The following is a 23021-nucleotide window of genomic DNA, read 5'->3' on the forward strand; positions in this document are numbered from 1 at the left end:
CTCCCTCCCAGACGAGAAGCCCCCGCCTTCGCCACGGCGGGGGCTTTGCTGCTGCGCGTTAGAGGCTGATCAGGAACGGGTCTTCCAGCGTCTCGCACACGAAGCGCAGGAAGCGGGCCGCGTCCGCGCCGTCGATCAAGCGGTGGTCGTAGGTCAGGCTGAGGGGCAGCATGTTGCGGGGCTCGAAGCTGCCCGTCTCCTTGTTCCAGACCGGCTCCATCCCGCCGCGCGACACGCCGAGGATGGCGACTTCCGGGCTGTTCACGATGGGCGTGAAGCCGGTGCCCCCGATCCCGCCGAGGTTGGAAATGGTGAAGGTCGCCCCCTGCATCTCGTCGGGTTTCAGCTTGCGCTCGCGGGCCTTTTCAGCCAGTTCGCTCAGCTCCAGCACGATCTCGGTGATGCTCTTGCGGTCGGCGTCCTTCAGGACCGGCACGAGCAGGCCCTGGGGCGTGTCCACCGCCACGCCGAGGTTGACGTACTCCTTGTAGATGACCTGTTGGTTGCCCAGGTCTAGCGACGCGCCGAACTTGGGAAAGCGGCGCAGAGCGTTCGCCACGACCTTCATCAGGATGTGGGTCATGGTGAGCTTGCCGCCCGCCTTCTCGACCCGCGCCCCGAACTGCTTGCGCGTCTCTTCCATGCGGGTCACGTCGGCCTTGTCGAAGTGGGTGACCATCGGGATGGTCGTCCACGAGGTCGTCATGGAACGGATCGTCGCCTTGCGGATGCCGCTCATGTCCTCGCGGCGCACGGTCCCCCACTTCTCGAAATTGGGGAGGGGTGCGGCCTGAACGGGAACGGATGCCGCTGGAGCAGGAGCTGGGGCCGCCGCAGGCTGGGCGCTGGCCGCTGGCCGCTGGCCGCTCCCGGCCGCCTGCCGCACGTCCTCCTCACTGATACGGCCCGCGATGCCGGTGCCGTGAACGTCGTGGATGTCCACCCCGATCTCGCGGGCGAGGCGGCGCACGCTGGGCGCGGCGGGAATGATCTGGCGACCGTCGTAGGTCTGGGTGTCGTAGGGACGCTGGGCACCCGGAGCCTGGCTGGGGGCGGACTGGGTGGGCGTCCGCTCGCCGGGGGACGGCATGCTTCCCGTGCTTCCGGCCTGCTCCTTCTGCGCCTCCTGCTGGGCCTGGGCGACCCGGTTGGCCGTGCCCGCCTGTGGCGCGGTGGCGGGAGCGTCCGGTTCAGCGGCGGGAGCGGAGGCCGCTGCCGTGGCCGCCGGAGCCTGACCGCCGCCCAGCGTCAGGATCACGCCGCCCACCTTCACGGTGTCCCCCACGTTCACGCCCACGCTCTCGACGGTGCCGGACGCGTTCGCCGGAACCTCCACCACGGCCTTGTCCGTCTCGATCTCGATGACAGGCTGGCCCTCGCTGATCTGGTCGCCGGGCTTGACGAGGACCGTCACGACTGTCCCCTGCTCGATGTTGTCGCCCACGTCGGGGAGGGTGACCTGAGTGCCCGCCGACCCTCCACTGCTGACAGCGGGGGGCTGAGGACTGGCGGCCGAACCGCCCCCCCCTGTCCCCGCCTGCTCCTTTTGCGCCTCAATCTGCGCCTGCGCGACCCGGTTGGCCGTGCTGGGGTCGTTCGCCACCGTCGGCGCGTCCGGCTCGGCGGAGGGGGTGCCGGGCGCGGGGGTCTGTCCGGCGTTCTGGTCGCCTGCACCGCCCTGAGCCGGGGCCGCCGGTCCACCGCCCCCCAGCGTCAGAATCACGCCGCCCACCTGCACGGTGTCGCCCACGTTCACGTTCACGGCCTCGACCGTGCCACCCGCGCTGGCGGGAACCTCTACGACCGCCTTGTCCGTCTCGATCTCGATGACGGGCTGGCCCTCACTGATCTGGTCGCCGGGCTTCACCAGCACCGTCACCACGGTGCCCTGTTCGATGTTGTCGCCCACGTCGGGCAATTTGAGTTCTGTCGCCATGTTGGACGCTCCTTGTTTGAGGGGGCCATCAGCTTTCCGCGATCAGCCATCAGCATAGGCGGCTGATCGCGAAGGGCTGATGGCGGACGGCTTAACGCAGGACGGGGGCAATGCGCCCCGGGTCGATGCCGAGGTCTGCGATGGCCTTCGCCACCACGTCGCCCTTCACCTTGCCGTCGCGTTGCAGCGCGTAGAGGGTCGCCAGCACCACATGCTTGGCGTCCACCTCGAAAAAGTCGCGCAGTTCTTCGCGGGCCTCCGAGCGTCCGAAGCCGTCGGTCCCCAGCGTCCAGACCTTGCGGTCGAGGTGCCCGTTTAGGCCGTCGGCGCCCAGCTTGACGTAATCGCTGACCGAGACGATCACGCCGGGCGCGTTCTCCTTGCTGAGCTGCGAGGCGACGTAGCTGACGCGCGGTTCCTCCTGCGGGTGCAGCATGTTGTGCCGCTGGGTCAGCAGGGCGTCCTGATGGAGTTCCTTGTAGCTCGTCACGCTCCACACGTCGGCGGCCACCCCGTAGCCCTCCAGCATCGTGACGGCTTCCAGCGCTGCGCCCATCGCGGGGCCACTGGCGAGAAGCTGGGCGCGAAGCTTGGCCTTCGTGTTCCCACTCTTCTGGAAGCGGTACATCCCCTTGAGGATGCCGTCGTGGATTTCCTGGTGCGAGCGGCCGTCTTCCGGCATGGGGGGCTGCACCTCGTTCTCGTTGTCGATGGTGACGTAGTAGAACTCGTCAATGCCGTCCACGTACATCCGCTGGATGCCCGCCTCCACGATCACGGCGAGTTCGTAGGCGAAGGCCGGGTCGTACACCTTGAGGTTGGGCACGACGTACGCCTGGAGCAGCGAGTTGCCGTCCTGGTGCTGGAGGCCCTCGCCCGCCAGGGTGGTGCGCCCGGCGGTCGCACCGAACAGGAAGCCGCGTGCCCGCTGGTCGGCGGCGGCCCACACGAGGTCGCCGATGCGCTGCATCCCGAACATGGAGTAGAAGACATAGAAGGGGATGGTGGGCACGCCGTGGTTCGCGTAGCTCGTCGCGGCGGCGATCCACGAGGCCATCGCGCCGTCCTCGGTGATGCCTTCTTCCAGCATCTGGCCGTCGGTGCTTTCCTTGTAGGCCATCAGCGAGCCGAAGTCGACGGGCTGGTACGTCTGGCCGCGCGGCGAGTAGATGCCGATGCGGGGCACCAGCGCGTCCATGCCGAAGGTGCGGGCCTCGTCGGGAACGATGGGCACGATGAGCTTGCCGATTTCCTTGTCGCGCAGCAGCTTGCTCATGATCTGCACGGCGGCCATGGTGGTGCTGACCGCGCGGCCCTTGCTGCCCGCCGCGAATTCCTCGTAAAACTCGCCAGTCGGGACGGTGGGGTGGGGGTAGTCCACCCGGCGCTCGGGCACGAAGCCGCCCAGGGCCTCGCGCCGCTCCAGCATGTACTTCACTTCCGGGGAGTCCGCGCCGGGGTGGTAGAAGTCCAGATGCTCGACCTGCTCGTCGGTGAGGGGCAGTTCCAGCAGGTCGCGCAGGGTCTTGAGAGACTCGAACTCCAGCTTCTTGACCTGGTGGGCCACGTTGCGGGCCTGCGCCGTCTCGCCGAGGCCGTAGCCCTTCACCGTGCGGGCGATGATGACGGTCGGGCTACCCTCATGCCGCACGGCGCGGTCGTAGGCGGCGTAAATCTTGTGGATGTCGTGCCCGCCCCGGTTGAGCAGTTCGAGATCGGCGTCGGTCCAGCCCTCGATCAGTGCCTGAAGCTCGGGCGTGTTGAAGAACTTCTCGCGCAGCTCCTTGCCGCCGAAAGCCGCGTAGCGCTGCGATTCGCCGTCCACGAGCGCCTCGAAGCGCTTGACGATGGCCCCGTTGTAGTCCTTCGCCAGCAGCTCGTCCCACTTGGAGTCCCAGACCACCTTGATGACGTTCCAGCCGGCTCCCCGGAAGAGGGCCTCGAACTCCTGAATCACCTTGGAGTTGGCCCGCACCGGCCCGTCGAGGCGCTGAAGGTTGGCGTTCAGGACAAAGACGATGTTGTCGAGGTTCTCGTAGGCGGCGAACCGGAGCGCCCCGGTGGACTGCGGCTCGTCCATCTCGCCGTCGCCCAGGAAGGCCCAGACCTTGGCGTTGCCCTTGGGCTTGAGGCCCCGGTTTTCGAGGTACTTGATGAAGCGGGCCTGGTAGATCGCCTGAATGGGGCCGAGGCCCATGCTGACGGTCGGGAACTCCCAGTAGTCGGGCATCAGCCAGGGGTGCGGGTAGGAGGACAGGCCGGGGCCACTCCTCGCCAGCTCGCGCCGGAAGTTGTTCAGGCGGGCTTCATCGAAGCGGTCTTCCAGGAAGGAGCGGGCATAGATGCCGGGGCTGCCGTGCCCCTGGAAGAAGATCAGGTCGCGGTCCGGCCCGGCCCCGTGCCCCCGGAAGAAGTGGTTGAAGCCCACCTCCAGCAGTTCCGCCGAGGACGCGTAGGTCGAGAGGTGCCCGCCGATGCCGTCGGACTTCTTGTTCGCCTTGACGACCATCGCCACGGCGTTCCAGCGGATCGCGTTGCGAATCTTGCGCTCCAGCTCGGCGTCGCCGGGGTATTCGGGCTGTGCCCCGGCGTCAATGGTGTTGATGTAGGGGGTGTTCTGCTTGAACTGGATCGGCGCCCCGTGGAAATAGGCGTAGTGGTCGAGGTCTTCGAGCAGCTGCGCGGCCCGGTCGTCGCCCGCGTCGGCAAAGACGTAGGCGAGCGAGTCGAGCCACTCCTGCTTCTCGACCTCGTTGAGCTTCTCGCGCTCCTGCGGCGGCAAGCCGGCACGCGGAGGACGGTTCGGCGGCGATTTTGTCATGCGGCCAGTCTAGGCCCCCCGATTGCCCGCTTCCAACAGGACAAAGTGAAGGGACTGACCACCCGCAGTGGTCGGTGTGGCAGGCTGGAGGGCGATGGAACTCCGGCACCTGCGCCACTTCGTCGCCCTCGCCGAAGAGGGGCATTTCGGCCGCGCTGCCGAGCGAGTCTTTGTGGTCCAGCAGGCCCTGTCGAACTCGATCAAGAATCTGGAGGACGAGGTGGGGGTGCCGCTCGTGCGCCGGACCACCCGCCGGGTGCAGCTCACGCCCGCCGGGGAGGAGTTCTTGGTGGGGGCGCGGCAAACGCTCGCGCTTGCGGCGCAGACGGTCGAGGGGGCACGGCGGGCAGCGCGGGGCGAGGTCGGGCGGCTGACGCTGGGGTTCGTGAGCGGGCTGGCGTTCGGGGGCCTGCCGGAGATCGTGCGGGTCTTCCGCGAGCGCTTCCCGGAGGTGAGTGTGGACCTGCGCGAACTCACCGCGCAGGAGCAGGAGGCGGGGCTGCGCGGCGGCACGGTCGACCTGGGGCTGATGCTGCTGCCCGTGCGTGACCCCTCGCTCACCTCGCGCCCGCTGTGGCGGCAGCCGCTGGTGGCCGCCCTGCCCGCCGGGCACCCGCTGGTGGCGCGGGCCGACCTGGAGATCGGGGACCTCGCGGGCGAACCCTTCGTTTTCTTTCCCCGGCACCTGCGGGCGACCTATTTCGATCAGGTCATGCGCTGGACCTCGGGCGCGGGCTACACGCCGGGGGTGGTGCAGGAGGCCATCGAGATTCCCACCCTGCTCTCGCTGGTGGCGGCGGGGGTGGGGGTCTTCCTGCCCATCCGCTTTTTCGAGCGCCTATCGCTGCCCGGCGTGGTCTACCGCCCCGTGCGGGACGCGCCCGTCGTGGAGATCGTGGCGGTGTGGCGCGGCGGTGGGGAGGTCAGTCCGGTGGTGGCGAGCTTTCTGGAGGTGGCCGCAGAGGTGCTGGGGGCGGGGCAGGTGAGCCGGTAGCCTGACCCACGCCCCGCCATCTGGCCGATGCCCCCGCGCCCGGCCCCGCCGCACACTGGCGCGGTGACCGATTTCCGCTTTCCGGCCCCCGACGGCACCGTCGTGAATCTGCGGGTGGGCCTGCTGTGTGTTCAGGACGGTCACCTGCTGGTGTGCCGCGACAACCCCGATTTCCTGTACCTGCCGGGCGGAGCCATGCTCACCGGAGAACCCAGTGGGCAGGCGGCCCGGCGCGAGTGGAGGGAAGAGACGGGAGACACTGCGGCCGAGTTCACGCTGGCGGGGGTGGTCGAGAACTTCTTCCGGCTGGGGGGCCGCGCGTGGCACGAGACCGGCTTTTACTACCGCATCTCCGGCGAGACGCTGCCGCCCCCGCCCTTCGCCGCGCTGGACAACCCGGGGTGCGTGCTGGAATGGCTGCCGCTGAGCGAACTGGGCCAGGAGCCGCTGTATCCCGCGTGCCTGCCCGAGCTGCTGCGGGTGCCGCCGGGCGAGCTGCGGCATTTCGTGACGGACGACCGGGGGCCGAGATGACCGGGCAGGCCGAATACAACGACCCTCGTCTGGTGGCCCTCTACGACCTTCAGAACCGTTGGAGCGCCGACGACGGCTTCTTTCTGGCGCTGGCAAACGGGCAGCCGGGAAGCCGGATTCTCGACCTGGGTTGCGGCACGGGCCGCCTGACGGTGGCGCTGGCGCTGGCCAGGCACCGCGTCACGGGCATCGACCCCGCCCGCGCCTCGCTGGATGTGGCGCAGGCCAAACCCGGAGCGGAGGCGGTGCGCTGGATTCACGGCACGGCGGAGGATGCACCGGAGGGGGCGTTCGACCTCGCGCTGATGACCTCGCACGTCGCGCAGATCTTTGTAGAGGATGCGGCTTGGGCCGAAGTCCTGGGGCACCTTCACCGCGCCCTCGTGTCCGGCGGACGGCTGGCCTTCGATTCGCGTGACCCGGCCGCGCGGGGCTGGGAGGTGTGGGATTCCGGCGACGAACACGAGCATCTGACCCTGCCGGATGGTCAGGAACTGGACACCTGGACAAAGGTGGAGGGGGTGGCGGATGGCCGCGTGACGTTTACCGGCTACACGCACTTTCCAGCCTCTGGGGAGACCGTCGTGGACCGCAGCACCCTGCGTTTCCGTACCGAGGCCGAACTGCGCCGGAGTCTGGTCGTGGCAGGCTTCGAGGTGGAGCGCATTTACGGCGGCTGGCACGCCGAGCGCGTGGGCGAAGGGTGCGGTGAGCTGGTCGTGGTGGCGAGGAAACCCCGGTGAGGCGCGTCCTGATCGTCGGCAGCCCCGGCGCGGGCAAGAGCACCTTCGCCAAGCGGCTGGCGGAGCGCACGGGCCTCCCCCTCGTGCATCTGGACGACCTGTACTGGGACCCCGGCTGGAAGAAGGTGGACCGGGAGCTGTGGCTGTCGCGTCTCTCGGACGCGCTGGCGGGGGAGCGCTGGATTTTGGACGGCAACTTTTCGAGCACGCTGCTCCGGCGGGCGTACCGGGCAGACACCGTGTTCTTTCTCCGGCCGCCGCGCTGGCAGTGCCTCTGGCGGGCCTTCTGGCGCGAGCGGCTGGGGCGGTCTCCCCACGGCGGTCATCCGCCGAAGTGGCCCTCGCGGACGCTGCTGCTGGACATCTGGCAGTTTTCCCCGCAGGCCGAGTGGCAACTGGCCCAACTGCGGACCGTGCCGGGACTGCGGCTCGTCGTGCTGCGGAGTGACCGGGAGGGAGAGGCGGAGTTGCAGAGGCAGGTGCGCTGAGCTCGGTCATCCTTCCCACACCCGGCTTACGTTGGTGACGTAAACTGATGGGATGCATTCGCGTGCCGGAACCCGGCGTTCGGTCCCTGTCCTGCCCTGCCCCACGGAGGTTTCCCGATGCTGAAGGTCAAATCCGAGTTCACGCCGTCCGGAGATCAGCCCACCGCCATCAAGTCGCTGGTGGACGGGCTGGAGTCGGGCCTGCGGTTCCAGACGCTGCTGGGAGCGACGGGCACCGGCAAGACCTACTCCATGGCGAAGGTCATCGAGGAAACGCAGCGCCCCGCCCTGATCATGGCGCCCAACAAGATTCTCACCGCCCAGCTCGCCTCCGAGTTCCGCGAGTTCTTCCCCGACGCGGCGGTCGAGTTCTTTATCTCCTACTACGACTACTACCAGCCCGAAGCCTACGTGCCGGGCAAGGACCTCTTTATCGAGAAAGACGCCTCCATCAACCAGGAGATCGAGCGGCTGCGGCACTCCACCACGCGCTCGCTGCTGACCCGGCGCGACACCATCGTGGTGGCGTCGGTGTCGTGCATCTACGGCCTGGGCGACCCCAAGGAGTACACGGCGCTCAACGCGGTGCTGAAAAAGGGTGGGCAGATGCCGCGCGACGAACTGCTGGGGCGGCTGGTGAACATGCAGTACGAGCGCAACGACATCGAGATGATGCCGGGGCGCTTCCGGGCCAAGGGCGAGATGGTCGAAGTCTGGCCCGCCTACGACGAGCAGCCCCTGCGCATCGAGATGTGGGGCGACGACATCGAGCGCATCTCGGTGGTGCATCCGCTGACCGGGGACCGGCTGGCCGACCTCGACGCGACGGTGGTCTACCCCGCCAAGCACTACGTTTCCTCGGCGGGCAACATCGAGCGGGCCATCGTGACGATTCAGGAGGAACTCGACGGGCGGCTGGAGTACTTCAAGTCGGTGGGCAAACTGCTGGAGGCGCAGCGGCTCAAGGAGCGGACCCTCTACGACCTGGAGATGCTCAAGGTGCTGGGGTACTGCTCGGGCATCGAGAACTACTCGCGGCACATCGACGGGCGGGCGACGGGGGCCACCCCCTACACCATGCTGGACTACTTCCCGGACGACTTCGTGACCTTCATCGATGAGTCGCACGTCACCGTGCCGCAGATCGGCGGGATGGCGAACGGCGACCGGGCGCGGAAGCAGACGCTGGTGGACTACGGCTTCCGGCTGCCCTCGGCGATGGACAACCGCCCGCTGAACTTCGACGAGTTCTTGGAGAAGACCGGGCAGACCATCTACGTGTCGGCCACTCCCGGCCCCTTCGAGCGGCAGGTCAGCGACTCCGTGGCCGACCAGATCATCCGCCCGACCGGACTGGTGGACCCGCCCGTCACCGTGCGCCCGATTCAGGGGCAGATCGAGGACCTGCTGGGGCGGGTGCGCGAGCGGGCCGCGAGGGGCGAGCGCACCCTGGTCACGACGCTGACGAAGCGGATGTCCGAAGACCTCACCGAGTACCTGCTGGAAAAGGGCGTCCGCACCCGCTACATGCACTCGGACATCGACAGTGTGGAGCGGCAGGTCATTATCCGCGACTTGCGGTTGGGGCACTACGACGTGCTGGTGGGCATCAACCTGCTGCGCGAGGGGCTGGACCTGCCCGAAGTCTCGCTGGTGGCGATTCTGGACGCGGACAAGCCGGGCTTCCTGCGCTCGGAGCGGGCGCTGATCCAGACCATCGGCCGCGCGGCCCGCAACGTGAACGGCGAGGTGATCCTCTACGGCGACACGGTGACCCCCGCGATGGAATACGCGATGGAGGAAACCCGCCGCCGCCGCGAGAAGCAGATCGCCTACAACGAGGAACACGGCATCACCCCGACCACCGTCCGCAAGGGTGTGCGCGACGTGATCCGGGGCGAGGAGACGCCCGACGAGGTCAGCTCTGAGAACGTGGGCGACGACCGCGACGCGCTGGCCGCGCAGCTCACCGACCTTGAACTCGACATGTGGCAGGCGTCGGAAGACCTCGACTTCGAGCGGGCCGCCAGCTTGCGCGACCAGATTCGCGCGATCGAGGCCAAGCTTCAGGGCAAGGAGTTCAAGCAGGCGACGGTGCCGGGACAGAAGGTGCGGCGCAAGGGTCGGCGGTAGGGATCAGCGCAGGCGCTTGAGGGTACAGGTGCCGTCGCTGAGGGGTTTCAGGCCCCTCAGCAGGGACGCCCGGGAGAAGTCCGTGCCCCTCTGGGCTTTTCCCAGGCGCTCGTTGTTCCACTCCCCCGAGCCGTAGAGCAAAGAGCCCTGGGCGACGTTCGAGCCAGGCGTGAACTGCGCGAAGCACTGCAGGCTGTTGAGCTCCCTGACGGTGGCGTCTATGCCGCGCTCCTTGGGGGAGGAGCTGATGTGGCCGCCGCCCATCAGTCCCTCTGCGGCGTAGGTCTGGCCCGAAGCGTCGTTGGAAATCTGCCTGCCGAGCCTCATCTGGAGGCGGACGCTCAGCCCGTCCTTTCGGGTCGCCGTCAACTCCCAGACCTGTCCGGCGGCCAGCGGGCCGGAACGCGGGGCCACGCCGCCCGCGAGAGCCGTCGGAAGGAGCAGCAGGACGGAGAGGAGCAGGGAACGCATGGCGGCAGCGTACTGCCTGGGGGCCACGGCCCAGCGCCGACTTGCGGCTGCCCGACGGCTTCGGCCCTCCACCCTGTTCACGACGGGTCCTCCTCCCGGTACGCCTGGGGCGAGCGGCCCGTCGCCGCCTTGAAGGCCCGGCTGAAATGAAAGGGGTCGGCATACCCCAGCCGGGCGGCGATCTCCTTGACGCTCAACCCGGTAAAGCCCAGGAGCCGCCGCGCTTCGAGCACCCGTCGGTCCTGAATGACCTCCTTGGCGGGCTTGCCCAAGGCCGAATGCGTCACCCGCGACAGGGTGCGGGGCGAGAGGTGCAGGGCCTCCGCGTACCGGCCGACCTCGTGCCACTCGGTAAAGTGCCGCTCCAGCAGGGCCAGGAAGCGGGGCAGCTCGGCCCCCGCCGCCTCCCGCTCCAGCACCCCGGTCGCCTGCACCGCGCGGCGCACCAGCACGAGGAGGCCCTGCACCAGCACCCGCGCCAGCGCGAGGTCGCCCGCTCCGGCCCGCGCCCGCTCGTACTCGGCGTGCAGCAGCTCCAGCAGTGTCAGGGCCTGCGCCTGCACCTCCAGGGATACCGGGAGGGTCTGGTCGCCGGGCGCGTAGTTGAACAGGAGCTGGCCTTCCGCCGCGCCGGGCAGCCCCGCGAGCAAGTCCTCGGAGAACGACACCACGTACATCCCCAGCGCCTCGCCGTCCACGAAGGCATGCACCTGCCCCCGCGCGATCAGGGTCACGCTGGGGGGCCGCAGCTCGGCGGGCCGACCGTCGATGGTGTGCCGCGCCCGGCCCGCGTGGACCCACAGCAGTTCCTGAAAGTCGTGGCGGTGCGGCCGGAACACCTGCCCCGGCGCGGAAGCCCAGTTTTCCAACCGCTCCACGACGAGGGGCCGCGCCCTGTCCTTGAGGGGCACGTAGCGGGGACCGGGGGCGGAGGCCATGGGTAAGGCCACCTTAGCGGGCGCCCGGCGAGGCGGATGAGGACTCCCCCGTCATCCGGCGGATGCGCCGCTGTCCTCGGCCGCCGTTCACTGGGAACGATGCCCGCCTCCATCCGCGCTGCCACGACGACTGACGCCCCCGCCCTCGCCTGCGTGCAGGTCACGAGCTACCGCACGGCCTACGCGCCGCACTTTCCACCCGGCTCCTGGGACGGGGTGACCGTGGAGGAACAGGCCGCCGACTGGCAGCTCTGGCCGCAGGAACACCCGGACGACGTGCTGCTCGTCGCGGAAGCCGGGGGCGAGGTCGTCGGGTATGTCCTGGCCCGCCTCTGTCCCTTTCATGGGGCAGAGGGCGAGGTGCTGGCGCTCCACGTCTTGCCGCGGGCGCAGGGTCAGGGCCACGGTGCGGCCTTGCTCCGGGCGGGCGTGACCGCGCTGCGGGGCCAGGGGGCCGGGAGCGTCGGCCTCTCCACCCTGGAGGGCAACCCCATCCGCGCCTGGTACGCGGCCCTGGGCGGGCAGGAGGTCACCACGCTGACCCAGGACGTGGACGGTTGGGAGGTGCGGGAAACCGTGTACGTCTGGCCGGACGCGCAGGCCCTGCTGAACCGACTCGCCCCCGCCCCCTGACCTCAGTGCAGCACCCGCTGCCCCTCTCCCTCGCCCTCCGGCCCGTCCACCTCGCGGCGCTGCGCGGGCAGGATCAGGTTGGCGACGATGCCCACCAGCGCGGCGAGGGCCATGCCGTGCAGTTCCAGCTCGGTGCCCGCCACGTTGATCGGGAAGGCCGCCCCGCCCAGTCCCAGCACCAGAATCAGCGAGACGATAATCAGGTTGCGCGAGTGCGCGAAGTCGATCCTGGCTTCCGCCAGCGTGCGAATGCCCACCGAGGCGATCATGCCGAACAGCAGGATGGACACGCCGCCCAAGACGCCTTGCGGCAGACTCCGCAGCACAGCCGCGAGCTTGGGCGAGCAGCCGAAGAGGACCGCGAAGACGGCTCCGATCTGAATCACGCGCGGGTCGTACACGCGGGTCAGGGCCAGCACGCCCGTGTTCTCGGCGTAGGTGGTGGCGGCGGGGCCACCCAGCGCCGCCGAACTCATGTTGGCGATGCCGTCCGCGAAGAGGGTGCGGCTCAGGCCGGGCTTTTCCAGAAAGTTCTTGCCCACGACCCGCCCGTTCACGATCACGTCGCCCACATGCTCGATAAAGGTCACGACCGCCACGGGCGCGATGATCGCCACCGCCCGCCAGTCGAAGGCCGGGGCATGGAAGTCGGGCAGGCCGATCAGCGGGGCCGCCGCCACCGCGTCCAGCGCTTCCCGGCTGATCTGTCCGCCCACGAGTGACACGAGGTAGCCCACCACCACACCCACCAGGATGGGAATCATCCGGAAGAGGCCCCGTCCCCACAGACTCGCCACGACCGCCGCCGCGAGCGTGACGAGGGCCAGCCCCCAGTTCGTCTTCGCCTGGTTCACCGCCACGCTGGACAGCCCCAGCCCGATCACGATGATGACCGGCCCGGTCACCACTGGCGGGAAGACCTGGAGCAGCCGCCCCACCCCCAGCACCCGCACCAGCCCGGAGAACAGCAGGTACATCGCTCCCGCCGCGATCAGGCCGCCACCGGCAGCCGCCGGGCCGAACTCCTTGACCACCAGGGCGGTCGGCGCGATGAAGGCGAAGCTCGACCCCAGGAAGATGGGCACCTGCCCGCGCGTGAGCAGGTGAAAGAGCAGCGTCGCCACCCCCGCCCCGAAGAGGGCCACCGAGGGCGAGAGGCCTACCAGGATGGGGACCAGCACCGTCGCCCCGAACATGGCGACCGAGTGTTGCAGCCCCAGGACAAGGCGGCGGGCGGGCGGAAGGGGGGCGGGAGCGGTCTGGGTCATGGGGCCTCCGGGGACACGCGCGGCATGGCATGGGGCGTCGGCCGCCGGGAGCGGGCGGGGCGGGGCAGCGCGGGTTGTTCCGGGAGGTCAGCATACCCCGCCCGCTGCCGGGAGGCGGCGCCCCCGGATTCTTCTGGCCCGTATTACCCTGGGAGGATGAATCCCAAGGGCGACCTGATCGCGCGGCTCGCGGCGCTGGGCCTCGGCACCCCCACCTTCGACGCGGAGGGGACAGGCCCCGCCCACGAGCGCACCTTTCGTGTCACCGTGAGGGCCGGGGGCCGCGAGCTGGGCCACGGCGAGGGCCGCTCCAAGCGCGACGCCGAGCGGGCCGCTGCCGAGGACGCGCTGGAACGGCTGGAGGACGGGAACGCGGAGGAAGCGGAGCAGGACGCCGCCGCCCCGCAGGGCCGCTGGCCCATCTATGCCGCCGTACTGGAGGGCGCCCTGGAGACGGCGCTGGAACTCGCGGACGACGACGCCACCCTCGACGACGTGCGCCGGGACGCCGCCCGCCTGTACCGCGACCTGCTGGCCGACCTCGGCCACGGACCCGAGGCACAGGACTGAAGGGCGCCGACGCCGAGGCCCGCGCCGCCGCCTATCTGGAGGGCCTCGGCCGGGTCATCCTGGCCCGCAACTACCGCATTCCGGGCGGCGAGATCGACCTCGTGTCGCGTGACGGCGAAGTCCTCGTCTTTACCGAGGTCCGCCAGCGCCGCTCGGCCCGTTACGGCGACGCTGCCGAGAGCGTGACGCCGCGCAAGCTCGCGCTGATGCACCGGGCCGCCCTGACCTACCTCGTGCGCGAACTCGGGCGCGACGACCTGCCGTGCCGCCTGGAGGTGCTGACCATCGACGGCCCGGCCAACACGGGGACCCTGCGGCTGGTGGCGGTGGAGTAGCACCCGGAGACCCGGAGACGAAGAAACCCTCTCCCGTGGGGAGAGGGGCGCTGCGTCAGCAGTGGGGTGAGAGGCCCCCTCAGAACCCCAGCGGCGCTCCGAAATCCTCCTGGGCGGGCGGCTCATAAGGCAGCGTCTCCTCGGGCGGGAGGCCCTGTTCGTCCAGGCCGCTGTCGCCGGAGTCCTCCGGGGTGGGGAGCGGCTCGGGCAGGGGCTCCGGGGCCACGTCCTCCACGGGGGGAGCGGGCGCGGCAAAGTCGCCTGGCGGCAGAGGCTCGGGGGCGTAAGGGCCCTCCGGCAGCGGGGCCTCGGGGGGGGCCACCTCCTCCGGGAAATACTCGGCGGGGGGTTCGGCGGGCACCTCCTCGGGAAGGGGCTGCACGTCGGGGAGGGGTTCGACCGGCTCCGGCTCGGGGACCGGGGCGGGCACGGGGTCCGGCGCCGGGGCGGGTTCGGGCGCTGGAGCGGGGGCGGGGGTCGGCGCAGGTGCCGGGGTACGCCGCCCGAAAAAGCCCCCCTCGCTGCGCCGGGTACCGTCACGGGCGACCTGGGGCTGGTCGGCTTCCTCCTCGCGGAAGGCCATGTTGACCTGCCGCACCACCCGGTAGGTGATGCCACTCGGCTCGGCGAAGGGCACGCGCGGCTGCCCCGCCAGCGCCCCTGCCACCGCCTGCTGCCACACCGGGGTGGGAATCTCACCGCTGTAGGCCCAGCCGGGGAGCGGCTGGCCGTTTTCCTGGCCCACCCACACGGCTCCCGAAATCAGGGGGGTGACTCCAGCGAACCACAGGTCCTTCACGTCGTTGGTGGTGCCCGTCTTGCCGCCCACGTCCCAGCCGGGAATCTGGGCGCGGGTGGCGAGGCCGCCCTGCGCGGGGGTCAGGTCGTTCACCACCCCGCGAATCATGTCCAGCCCCAGCCACGCCGTCCGCACGTCCCAGACCCGCTTGGCCTGCGGCGCGGGGCGGGCGTACAGCACCTCGCCCTTCGGTCCCTCCACCCGGCGCACCAGCGTGGGCGCGTAGTACAGGCCGCCATTGGCGAAGGGCGCGTATGCGGCGGCCATCTGCAGCGGGCTGGCCTCCAGCGTCCCGATGGAGAGCGACAGCCCCGCGTCGGGCGGCGGGGTCAGGCCGAGTTCGCGCAGCTTGGCCTCGAAGTTCGGAACGCCGAGTTCCTGCGCGATCCGTACGGTCGTGAGGTTAAGGCTGTGGTCGAGCGAGTAACGCATCGTCTTGTACTCGCCGGTCCAGCGCCCGTTGTAGTTCTGCGGCTGGTAGCTCCCGGTCAGCGGCGAGTCCAGCACGGTGTCGCTCTGCTTCCAGCCTTCTTCCAGCGCGAGCGTATACAGCAGCGGCTTGATGGAACTGCCGACCTGCCGCCGCGCCTGGGTCGCGTTGTTCCAGTCGGCGGGACGCCCCCCCGTCAGCTTCTGCCCCACGAGCGCGAGGACTTCGCCGTTCTTGGGGTTGACCATCGCGGCTCCCAGCGTCGCCCCGTCGGGCAACTGGGCATTCAGGCTGGCCCGTTCCGCCGCCTTCTGCGCCTGAAGGTCCATCCCGGTGAAAATCTTGCCGCCGCCGTACAGCGCCTTGCCGGTCACGCCCGCCTGCTTCAATTCCTGCTCGACGGCTTGCAGGTAGTGAAAGGCTGTCTGCGCGGGAGGAGGGGGCATGTTCTCCTCCAGCCGCTCCGGGCGCTCCAGCACCGCCGAGCGCAGGGTGCCGTCGGGGTTCCAGCCGATGCGCCAGCCCGCCGGGTAGATGGGCGTCTTCCAGGCGGCGTCGGCCTCGGCGCGGGTGGCGACCCCGTCTTCCACCATCCGGTCAAGGACATTTTTCATCAGGGGACGGTAGGCGGCAAAGTCCTTGTAGCGGCGGTTGGGTGCGGGCACGATGGTCGTCAGGTACACGCTCTCGGCGAGGTTGAGGGCCGAGGCGTCCTTTTTGAAGTAGGCCCGCGCCGCCGTTCCCGCCCCGATGATGTCGCGCTGGCCGCCGTCGCCCCAGTAGATGACGTTGAGGTACGCGGCCAGAATCTGGTCCTTGGAGAAGTTGCGCTCCAGTTGGTAGGCGAGCACCGCCTCCTTGAACTTGCGCTCCAGGGTCCGGGCGCCTTCGAGGTCGTGCAGCAGCGTGTTCTTCACAACCTGCTGGGTGATCGAGGAGCCGCCTTCGAGGTCGTTGAACAGCACGCCCTTGAGCAGCCCGCGCACGATGCCCTGGTAGTCCACGCCCCGGTGCTCGAAGAAGCGGCGGTCCTCGCTGGTCACGATGGCCTTTCGCAGCCAGGGGCTGATCTCGTTGAGGGCCAGCAGGTCGCGGTTCACGCCGCTGCCCCCGCCCAGGCTGGGGGTCAGGGTGCCCACCAGCTCGCCCTTGCGGTCGTACACCCGCGTCTGCCCGCTGAGTTCCAGCACGTCGAGGGTCTGCACGCTGGGCAGCTCGCGCCCCCAGGTCCACCACAGGCCGCCCGCCCCCGCCGTTCCCAGCAGCAGCAGCACGCCCAGCCCTGTGAAAAAGCGCATGGGACCTCCGCTAGTGGGCCACCGCGCACGCAGCGGGGCGCGGGGCAGGGCCAGGGGAAAGGAACAGGACACCACTCATCGGCTCCCAGACTAGTGCCCGCAGATGAGTCGGGCGTCCTCCGGAAGCATGACGCCATGAGGCGGGGCGGGGGGGCACGCTGGGGGCATGGCCCGCTGCCTGCGCCTGCTCACCCTCTTCACCGCCGCGCAGGCCCTCTGCTGCACCTTCGCCTTCAGCGTGGTGGGGCTACTGGCGCTTTCAAAGGGGCTGCCGCTGGAGGACTGGGGCCTGGCCCGCTACGACTTCCTGCTGCTGGGCTGCCTGCTGGTCCAGGCGGCGCTGGTCTGGACCCGCTTCGAGACACCGCGCGAAGCGGCCATGCTGCTGGTCTTTCACGCGCTGGGCTTCGGGCTGGAGGCGCACCGGGTCGCGCTGGGCGCCTGGGCCTACCCGGAGGAAGCGGTGAGCAAGGTGCTCGGCGTGCCCCTCTATGCGGGCTTCATGTACGCCAGCGTGGGGAGCTACGTCGCGCAGGCGTGGCGGCGCTGCGAGTTGCGGCTGAGTGGGGAGCCGCCGCTGACGTGGCAATTCGGGCTGGTCGGGGCGACCTATGCCCACTTCCTGCTGGGGGCCGGGCTGGAGGTGCGGCTGGGGCTGACGGCGGCGCTGCTGCTGGCCTACCACCGCACGCGGGTGGGCTTCACGGTAGGCGGCGAACGCTTCCGGATGGGCCTGCCGCTCTCGCTGGCCCTGATCGCCGCCTTCGTGTACCTCGCGGAGAACGTGGCGACCGGGCTGGGCGCGTGGGTCTATCCGCATCAGGCCGGGGGCTGGCGGCCCGTCCACCCCGGCAAGTGGCTCGCGTGGGTGCTGATGCTCACGCCTGCCGTGCTGATCGTGGCCCGAATGAGAGCCGGGGAGGAGCGGGCCGGAAACGTGAGGGCTACCATGTCCTCCACTCCCGCTCGCCGCAGCGGGCGAAGCGAGACGCCATGACCCAGACCCTCCCCTCCCCCACCGCTGCTCCCCAAACCGACCTCCCGCGTCTGTTCGCGCCCCTCGTGAAGGGCGCGGCGCAGGCCATCACCGACTACCGCATGATCGAGGAAGGCGACCGGGTGATGGTCTGCCTGTCGGGGGGCAAGGACAGCTATACGCTGCTCGACATCCTGCTGGACCTTCAGCGCCGCGCTCCCATCAATTTCGAGGTCGTGGCGGTGAACCTCGACCAGGGGCAGCCGGGCTTTCCCACCCACGTGCTGCCGGAGTACCTCACGCGGCTGGGCGTGCCCTTTCACATCCTGACGGAAGACACCTATTCCATCGTCAAGGAGAAGACGCCCGAGGGCAAGACGACCTGTGCCCTGTGCAGCCGCCTCAGAAGGGGCATCCTGTACCGGCACGCCCGCGAGATCGGCGCGACGAAGATCGCCCTGGGCCACCACCGCGAGGACATCCTCGAAACCCTGTTCATGAACCTGTTCTTCGGTGCCCGCCTCAAGGCGATGCCGCCCAAGCTCCAGTCGGACGACGGCACGAATGTGGTGATCCGGCCGCTGGCCTACCTCGCGGAGCGGGACATCGAGCGATACGCGGTGGCGAAAGGCTTCCCCATCATCCCCTGCAACCTGTGCGGCAGCCAGGAGAACCTGCAGCGCAAGGTCGTGGGCGAGATGCTGGAGGGCTGGGAGCGTGAGCATCCGGGCCGCCTCCAGAACGTGCTGCGGGGGCTGACGCGGGTGACGCCGAGTCACCTGCTGGACCGCGACCTCTTCGACTTCGCCTCCCTGAGCGTCCAGCCCGCCGAGGGCGACAAGGGCTTCGACGCGGAGGAGTACCCCGAGCGCGAGTTCCTGGCGGGCCTGAGCGAGATGCAGATGCTGGGGTAAGGGCCACTCAGCGCAGACGCAGCGCCCCCCGCACCTCGGCCACATGCTGCTCCACTCGCAGCAGGTCGGGCAGAACGTACCGCTCCAGCACGGCGAGATTGGCCTCGTCCTGCTCGGGGCGGATGTTCTCGTGCAGGATCATGCCCACGTCCACCGCCAGGTCCTCCAGCACCCGCCGGGTGAGGTAGAACCCCAGCAGGTCCGGGTCGGGGACGGCCGGGGCTCCCACCGCTTCCTCGTAGGCGGGCGGCAGTTCGGGCAGGTGGGGGTGCAGCATCCACAGGTCGTGCTCGGGCGGGGCGGGTCGGGCCGTCTCCCAGTCGATCAGCCACAGCCCGCCCGCCGCGCCGCGCATCACGTTGCCGCCATGCGCGTCGGTGTGGCACACCACGAAACGTCGGGGTTGGGCGCGGGCCAGTCCCTGGAACGTTCGTGCCTGAGCAAGTACCCGCCGCAGGGTGGCCTCGTGTGGCAGCAGCAGGTCGCGCAGGGCCACCACCCCCGCCCGGTCCCCCACCGTGCTCGTCCGCAACCGGGCCAGGTCGCCCAGCAACCCCACCTCGAAGGGGAGGGCGAAGTCCTCGGGAGGGACCGGCCACTCCTGCACCCTCCCCAGCAGCTCAAGGGTGCCCGCGTGCAGCCGTCCCAGCAGCGGGACGATCTCCGGGAGGGCCGCCGCCCAGTCCGCCCCCAGGGAAGTGCCGTCAATCCAGCCGTATAGGGCCAGGCCGTAACCGTCCACTTCGGCGAGATCGCTCCCGAAGTTGGTGGGAATCGGCCGGGGAACCCGCGTCAGCACCCCCGTCTCCCGCAGGGCACGCAGCAGCGGGCGTTCGGCCTGCACCCGCCGCCGCAGGTCGTGTCCGGACGGCGTGTCCGGCAGCAGCTTGAGAAACCAGCGGCCTGAGGAGCCTTCGGCGCGGTAGGCGGGGGCCGTTCCCTGAGGCAGAAAGGAGAGCGTCTCGACGTCAAGCCCGTAACTGCCCCGCACCGCACCGCGCAGGGCCGCCAGGGAGATCGGAGGCTCAGCCGCCATGCTGGTCTACCGCGCAAGTGTCGGTCAGAGCAGCCGCCCCTCTTCCTCCCCCGGCTCCGGCGTCTTCACGGGCACCCCCCGCGCATTCAGCGCCTCGCGCAGCATGGGGATGTTCTTCAGGGCGTGGCCCTTGGTCGTGTTCTGGAAATACACGTACAGCTCGCTGAGGTCATCCGTCACCAACGCGATCTTCTCGGCCCACTCGTCCATCTCGGCGCGGGTGTAGAGGTAGTCGTGGCGCTCGGCCGCGCTCTGGCCCTCCCACCAACTGCCCTTGTTGCGCCCGTGCAGGCGCAGGTAACCCACGTCGGTCGTGACGTGGACCTGCGGCTCGGGCATCCCGCCGACCGGCGGATAGTCGGGGCTGACCCAGATCAGGCCGTATTCCGCCATGCCCTCGCGCACGCCCGGCTGGTCCCAGGAGGCGTGGCGCAACTCGACCGCCAGCTCGTGCCCGGCGAAGCGCTCGGCCAGCGCGAGCAGGTACTTGCGGTTCTCGGCCGTGCGGTGAAACGAGTAGGGAAACTGCGCCAGGTAAGGCCCCATCAGCCCGGCGTCGCGCAGGGGCTGGGGGCTTTGCAGCATCCGGTCGAAGTCGGCGTCGGTGGGGGCGCGGTCGTGGGTGAAGGCCTTGTTCAGCTTGACGGTGAAGCGGGTGCGCCCCCCCGATTTGCGGGCCATGCCCTCGAACGCCTTGAGGCCGGGAATCGCGTAGAAGGAGCTGTTCAGCTCCACCGCATCGAAATGCCGGGAGTAGGTCTCCAGGTAGGCGTCCTTTTTCACGCCCTCGTAGATCAGGCCGGGCGCCGCCCAGTCGTCGTTGGTGTAGCCGCCGCAGCCGATCCAGACACGCATGGAGTCAGCGTAGCGCGGGGGGAGCAGGCCAGGTCTGAAGGTCGGCTTGAGGCTCGCCGCCCGCCTCAGCGCAGCCGGGGCCGCACGTTCAGCCGCGCCCAGAAGTCGGTGATGGTCCGCAGGGCGCAGCGGAACTGCCCGAAGTCCATCGGCTTGACCACGTAGGCCGTCGCGCCGTGCGCGTAGCAGTCGGCCACGTCGCGCTCCTCGCCGCTGGTGCTCAGCATCACCACCGGAATCTCGCGGGTGGCGGGGCCGCCGCGAATCTGGTCGAGCACGGCGAGGCCGTCCATCTGCGGCATTTTCAGGTCGAGGAGAATCAGGTCAGGCAGCAGGCCCCCACGCAGCGCGGCGAGGGCCTCGGGACCGCTGGCCGCCACCTCGACCTCCGCCTCGCGGTCCTGAAGGGCGTTGAGGGCCAGTTCCACATCGTTCGGATTGTCGTCGACCAGCAGGATTCGCCGTCTTTCCATGTGCCCCGTCACCCCACCCCTTCGCCTGACCTGCACGAATCACGGCCCGTCCTGCACTCCCCCGAACGTAAAGATTTTATCAAATCCATCCTAAGCACAAAGGTGTGAGGAACTCATGTCCAGTCAGGTCCGGCCCGGCCCGCCGGACACGCCGGGCGGCGGGCTAGACTGCCCCCCATGCTCACGAAGCGCATCATCCCCTGTCTGGACGTGCAGGGCGGGCGGGTGGTCAAGAATGTCCGCTTTTTCGAGGACCACCGAGACGCCGGGGACCCCCTCGTGCTCGCGCAGGCCTACGAGGCGCAGCAGGCCGACGAACTCGTCTTCTACGACATCACCGCGACCCACGAGGGCCGCGCCCTGATGCTGGACGTGGCCGCGCGGGTGGCCGAGCAGGTCATGATGCCGCTGACGGTGGGGGGCGGCGTGAACGCGGTGTCGGACTTCCGGCAACTCTTGATGGCCGGGGCCGACAAGATCAGCGTGAACAGCGGGGCGGTGCGGCGGCCCGAGCTGATCCGCGAGGCGTCCGACCACTTCGGGGCGCAGTGCGTGGTGCTGAGCATCGACGCCAAGCGGCAGTCCGGCGGGGAGGGCTGGACCGTCCACGTGGGCGGCGGGCGGGTGGACACCGGCCTCGACCTGCTCGCGTGGGCCGAGCAGGGGCAGCGATTGGGCGCGGGCGAAATCTGCCTCAACGTGATGGACGCCGACGGCACGCGGGCGGGCTTCGACCTGGAGGCGACCCGCGCCGTCGCTTCGGCGGTGGACCTCCCCGTGATCGCCTCGGGTGGGGCCGGGCGGCTGGAGGATTTCCGCGACGTGCTGCGCGAGGGGCAAGCCGACGCCGCCCTGGCCGCCAGCGTGTTTCACTTCGGGGAGCTGACGGTGCCGCAGGTCAAGGCGTACCTGAAGGCCGAGGGGCTGCCCGTGCGCCCCGACTGGCGGGACGTGTGAGCGATCTTGATGCCCTCAAGTTCGGGCCGGACGGCCTGATTCCGGTCGTGACGCAGGACGCCCGCACCGGCGCGGTGCTGATGCAGGCTTATGCCGACCGCGCCGCCGTCGAGCGCACCCTGGAAACGCGCGAGGCCACCTACTACAGCCGCTCGCGGGGGGAACAGTGGGTGAAGGGGGCCACCAGCGGGCACACGCAGCGCGTTGTTTCCGTGCATCTGGACTGCGACGGCGACAGCGTGCTGTACCGGGTCGAGCAGACGGGGCCAGCCTGTCACACCGGGGAATACTCCTGCTTCCACACCCCACTCTTGAAAGGTGACACCCCGGAGACGGGGTTGGACGGCACCCTGGAGCGCGTCCACGCGACCATCGCAGAACGCCTCGCCACCCTGCCCGAGAACAGTTACGTGGCCCGGCTGCACGCGGGGGGCCTCGACCGGGTACTGAAAAAGATCAGCGAGGAGGCGGGCGAGGTGCTGCTCGCCGCGAAAAACGGGGACCGGGCGGAACTGGCGACCGAGGCCGCCGACCTCTTCTTCCACACCCTCTTCGCACTCGCCGAGGTGGGCGTCTCGCCGGGCGACGTGGCCGCCGTGCTGCGGGAGCGCGAGGGCAAGAGCGGCTTGAAGGGGCCTAAGGAAGTCGGCTAACCCTCTACCCTCAGCTCCGGCTGCGGGAGGCCGTCCCGGTCCAGGGCGATGGCGGCAGCGACGGCCTCCGGCGGGATCGCCCCGCGTGGCACCCGGCCCACCTGGGTCCACAACCCGGTGTCCACGGCGGGCGGCAGAACCACCGTGATGCCCACTCCCCGCGCTTCCAGCCGCGCGATCTCGGCGGCGCTCCTCAAGGCAGCCTTGCTCGCGGCGTATTGCGAGAAGCCCCGCGCCGTGACGAGTTCGGGCCGTGCCCCCAGCAGGTAGACGCGCCCGCCCGCGCCCATGCGTCTCAGCCCATGCTTGAGCACCCACAGCGCCCCGAAATAGTTCGCGTTCCACACGGCCCGCACCGCCGCCGGGTCGGCCTCCTGCACGGGACCGGGGAGGGCGGCGCCCGCCGCGTAGACGAGGGTATCCAGCTCCCCCACCCCTTCCAGCAGTGCCCGCACGTGGCTCTCGTACCCCAGGTCGGCGGCCTGAGAGTCCGCGCCGAGTTCAGCAGCCAGCGCGGAGAGCCGCCCCGCGTCCCGCCCGCTCAGGGTCAGCCGGTCCCCGCGTGCGGCAAAGGCCCGCGCCGTCGCCGCCCCGATGCCCCCCGTCGCTCCCACGATCAGCGTGTGCATGGGCTGAGCAGACCACCCAGCCGCGCCAGGGACGGTGGCGGGGCGGACAGAGCTGGTGGGTAAAGCTCCGCTCAAGATCCGGGGGGCATCCAATCGCGCCGCCACGGCTTAGGGCTGAGAGAAGACCGGAGGCGTCC

At 69.8% G+C, this 23021-nt stretch carries 22 protein-coding genes; 12 read left to right on the top strand and 10 right to left on the bottom strand.

All coding sequences use genetic code 11. The features are described 5' to 3' along the window. Positions 1 to 58: 58 nt before the first annotated feature. Entirely contained in the window at positions 59 to 1936 is a 1878-nt protein-coding gene (locus L1280_RS09400) for a 2-oxo acid dehydrogenase subunit E2 (protein ID WP_253581882.1), read from the bottom strand. Positions 1937 to 2027: 91 nt separating this feature from the next. Continuing rightward, positions 2028 to 4757, bottom strand: coding sequence for a pyruvate dehydrogenase (acetyl-transferring), homodimeric type (aceE, locus tag L1280_RS09405; RefSeq protein WP_253581884.1), 2730 nt, complete (start codon positions 4755 to 4757; stop codon positions 2028 to 2030). Positions 4758 to 4851: 94 nt separating this feature from the next. Here aceE and L1280_RS09410 point away from each other — a divergent pair, with 94 nt between their 5' ends. The 5 genes from L1280_RS09410 (at position 4852) to uvrB (ending at position 9649) form a co-directional block, all read left to right on the top strand. Next, positions 4852 to 5751 carry a LysR family transcriptional regulator gene (locus tag L1280_RS09410; protein WP_253581885.1) on the top strand — a complete coding sequence of 300 codons (900 nt, stop codon included), beginning with the start codon at positions 4852 to 4854 and terminating at the stop codon, positions 5749 to 5751. A 63-nt stretch (positions 5752 to 5814) separates the two neighbouring features. Next, positions 5815 to 6285 carry an NUDIX domain-containing protein gene (locus tag L1280_RS09415; RefSeq protein WP_253581887.1) on the top strand — a complete coding sequence of 157 codons (471 nt, stop codon included), beginning with the start codon at positions 5815 to 5817 and terminating at the stop codon, positions 6283 to 6285. Beyond that, on the top strand, positions 6282 to 7028 hold the full coding sequence (locus L1280_RS09420; protein ID WP_253581889.1) for a class I SAM-dependent methyltransferase: 747 nt from the start codon (positions 6282 to 6284) through the stop codon (positions 7026 to 7028). The genes L1280_RS09415 and L1280_RS09420 overlap by 4 nt, the downstream gene beginning before the upstream one ends. Beyond that, positions 7025 to 7516: an AAA family ATPase gene (locus L1280_RS09425; protein ID WP_253581891.1), complete on the top strand. Its 492-nt coding sequence runs from the start codon at positions 7025 to 7027 to the stop codon at positions 7514 to 7516. Before L1280_RS09420 ends, L1280_RS09425 begins: the two co-directional genes overlap by 4 nt. A gap of 117 nt (positions 7517 to 7633) precedes the next feature. Further along, on the top strand, positions 7634 to 9649 hold the full coding sequence (uvrB, locus tag L1280_RS09430) for an excinuclease ABC subunit UvrB (RefSeq protein ID WP_253581893.1): 2016 nt from the start codon (positions 7634 to 7636) through the stop codon (positions 9647 to 9649). Positions 9650 to 9652: 3 nt separating this feature from the next. On the opposite strand, the gene L1280_RS09435 is transcribed toward uvrB, so the two are convergent. Further along, positions 9653 to 10120: a hypothetical protein gene (locus L1280_RS09435; protein WP_253581895.1), complete on the bottom strand. Its 468-nt coding sequence runs from the start codon at positions 10118 to 10120 to the stop codon at positions 9653 to 9655. Between the two features lie 77 nt (positions 10121 to 10197). After that, positions 10198 to 11058: an AraC family transcriptional regulator gene (locus tag L1280_RS09440; protein ID WP_253581897.1), complete on the bottom strand. Its 861-nt coding sequence runs from the start codon at positions 11056 to 11058 to the stop codon at positions 10198 to 10200. Positions 11059 to 11157: 99 nt separating this feature from the next. Here L1280_RS09440 and L1280_RS09445 point away from each other — a divergent pair, with 99 nt between their 5' ends. Next, complete coding sequence (locus tag L1280_RS09445) at positions 11158 to 11691, top strand: GNAT family N-acetyltransferase (protein WP_253581898.1); 534 nt, start codon at positions 11158 to 11160, stop codon at positions 11689 to 11691. A gap of 2 nt (positions 11692 to 11693) precedes the next feature. On the opposite strand, the gene L1280_RS09450 is transcribed toward L1280_RS09445, so the two are convergent. Continuing rightward, positions 11694 to 12959 carry a uracil-xanthine permease family protein gene (locus L1280_RS09450; RefSeq protein WP_253581900.1) on the bottom strand — a complete coding sequence of 422 codons (1266 nt, stop codon included), beginning with the start codon at positions 12957 to 12959 and terminating at the stop codon, positions 11694 to 11696. Positions 12960 to 13115: 156 nt separating this feature from the next. Between L1280_RS09450 and L1280_RS09455 the strand changes: the two genes are divergently transcribed. Together L1280_RS09455 and L1280_RS09460 are read left to right on the top strand one after the other, a co-directional pair. Next, on the top strand, positions 13116 to 13529 hold the full coding sequence (locus tag L1280_RS09455) for a putative dsRNA-binding protein (protein WP_253581902.1): 414 nt from the start codon (positions 13116 to 13118) through the stop codon (positions 13527 to 13529). Next, the gene (locus tag L1280_RS09460; RefSeq protein WP_253582319.1) at positions 13526 to 13864 is read left to right on the top strand and encodes a YraN family protein; all 339 of its coding nucleotides are present in this window, start codon (positions 13526 to 13528) and stop codon (positions 13862 to 13864) included. The genes L1280_RS09455 and L1280_RS09460 overlap by 4 nt, the downstream gene beginning before the upstream one ends. A 79-nt stretch (positions 13865 to 13943) precedes the next feature. Here L1280_RS09460 and L1280_RS09465 read toward each other — a convergent pair whose 3' ends face one another. Further along, a complete protein-coding gene (locus L1280_RS09465; RefSeq protein ID WP_253581904.1) occupies positions 13944 to 16391 on the bottom strand; it encodes a transglycosylase domain-containing protein in 2448 nt (815 codons plus the stop codon). Positions 16392 to 16557: 166 nt separating this feature from the next. Between L1280_RS09465 and L1280_RS09470 the strand changes: the two genes are divergently transcribed. Both L1280_RS09470 and ttcA read left to right on the top strand, forming a co-directional pair. Continuing rightward, complete coding sequence (locus tag L1280_RS09470; protein ID WP_253581906.1) at positions 16558 to 17388, top strand: DUF817 family protein; 831 nt, start codon at positions 16558 to 16560, stop codon at positions 17386 to 17388. After that, on the top strand, positions 17385 to 18281 hold the full coding sequence (gene ttcA, locus L1280_RS09475; protein ID WP_253581908.1) for a tRNA 2-thiocytidine(32) synthetase TtcA: 897 nt from the start codon (positions 17385 to 17387) through the stop codon (positions 18279 to 18281). The genes L1280_RS09470 and ttcA overlap by 4 nt, the downstream gene beginning before the upstream one ends. 7 nt (positions 18282 to 18288) lie before the next feature. Here the strand turns inward: ttcA and L1280_RS09480 are convergent, their stop codons facing one another. The 3 genes from L1280_RS09480 to L1280_RS09490 form a co-directional block, all read right to left on the bottom strand. Continuing rightward, a complete protein-coding gene (locus L1280_RS09480) occupies positions 18289 to 19317 on the bottom strand; it encodes a phosphotransferase enzyme family protein (RefSeq protein WP_253581910.1) in 1029 nt (342 codons plus the stop codon). Between the two features lie 24 nt (positions 19318 to 19341). Continuing rightward, positions 19342 to 20172: a DUF72 domain-containing protein gene (locus L1280_RS09485; protein WP_253581912.1), complete on the bottom strand. Its 831-nt coding sequence runs from the start codon at positions 20170 to 20172 to the stop codon at positions 19342 to 19344. Positions 20173 to 20237: 65 nt separating this feature from the next. Next, complete coding sequence (locus tag L1280_RS09490; RefSeq protein ID WP_104991242.1) at positions 20238 to 20645, bottom strand: response regulator; 408 nt, start codon at positions 20643 to 20645, stop codon at positions 20238 to 20240. Between the two features lie 177 nt (positions 20646 to 20822). On the opposite strand from L1280_RS09490, the gene hisF reads away from it, so the two are divergent. Together hisF and hisIE are read left to right on the top strand one after the other, a co-directional pair. After that, positions 20823 to 21602, top strand: coding sequence for an imidazole glycerol phosphate synthase subunit HisF (hisF, locus tag L1280_RS09495; protein ID WP_253581913.1), 780 nt, complete (start codon positions 20823 to 20825; stop codon positions 21600 to 21602). Beyond that, complete coding sequence (gene hisIE / locus L1280_RS09500) at positions 21599 to 22255, top strand: bifunctional phosphoribosyl-AMP cyclohydrolase/phosphoribosyl-ATP diphosphatase HisIE (protein WP_253581915.1); 657 nt, start codon at positions 21599 to 21601, stop codon at positions 22253 to 22255. The genes hisF and hisIE overlap by 4 nt, the downstream gene beginning before the upstream one ends. On the opposite strand, the gene L1280_RS09505 is transcribed toward hisIE, so the two are convergent. Next, positions 22252 to 22884, bottom strand: a complete 633-nt coding sequence (locus tag L1280_RS09505) for an SDR family NAD(P)-dependent oxidoreductase (RefSeq protein WP_253581917.1) — start codon at positions 22882 to 22884, stop codon at positions 22252 to 22254. The two genes, hisIE and L1280_RS09505, sit on opposite strands and share 4 nt — an antisense overlap. Positions 22885 to 23021: the final 137 nt, after the last annotated feature.

The sequence above is a fragment of the Deinococcus sp. HSC-46F16 genome (assembly GCF_024171495.1).
Lineage (GTDB): Bacteria > Deinococcota > Deinococci > Deinococcales > Deinococcaceae > Deinococcus.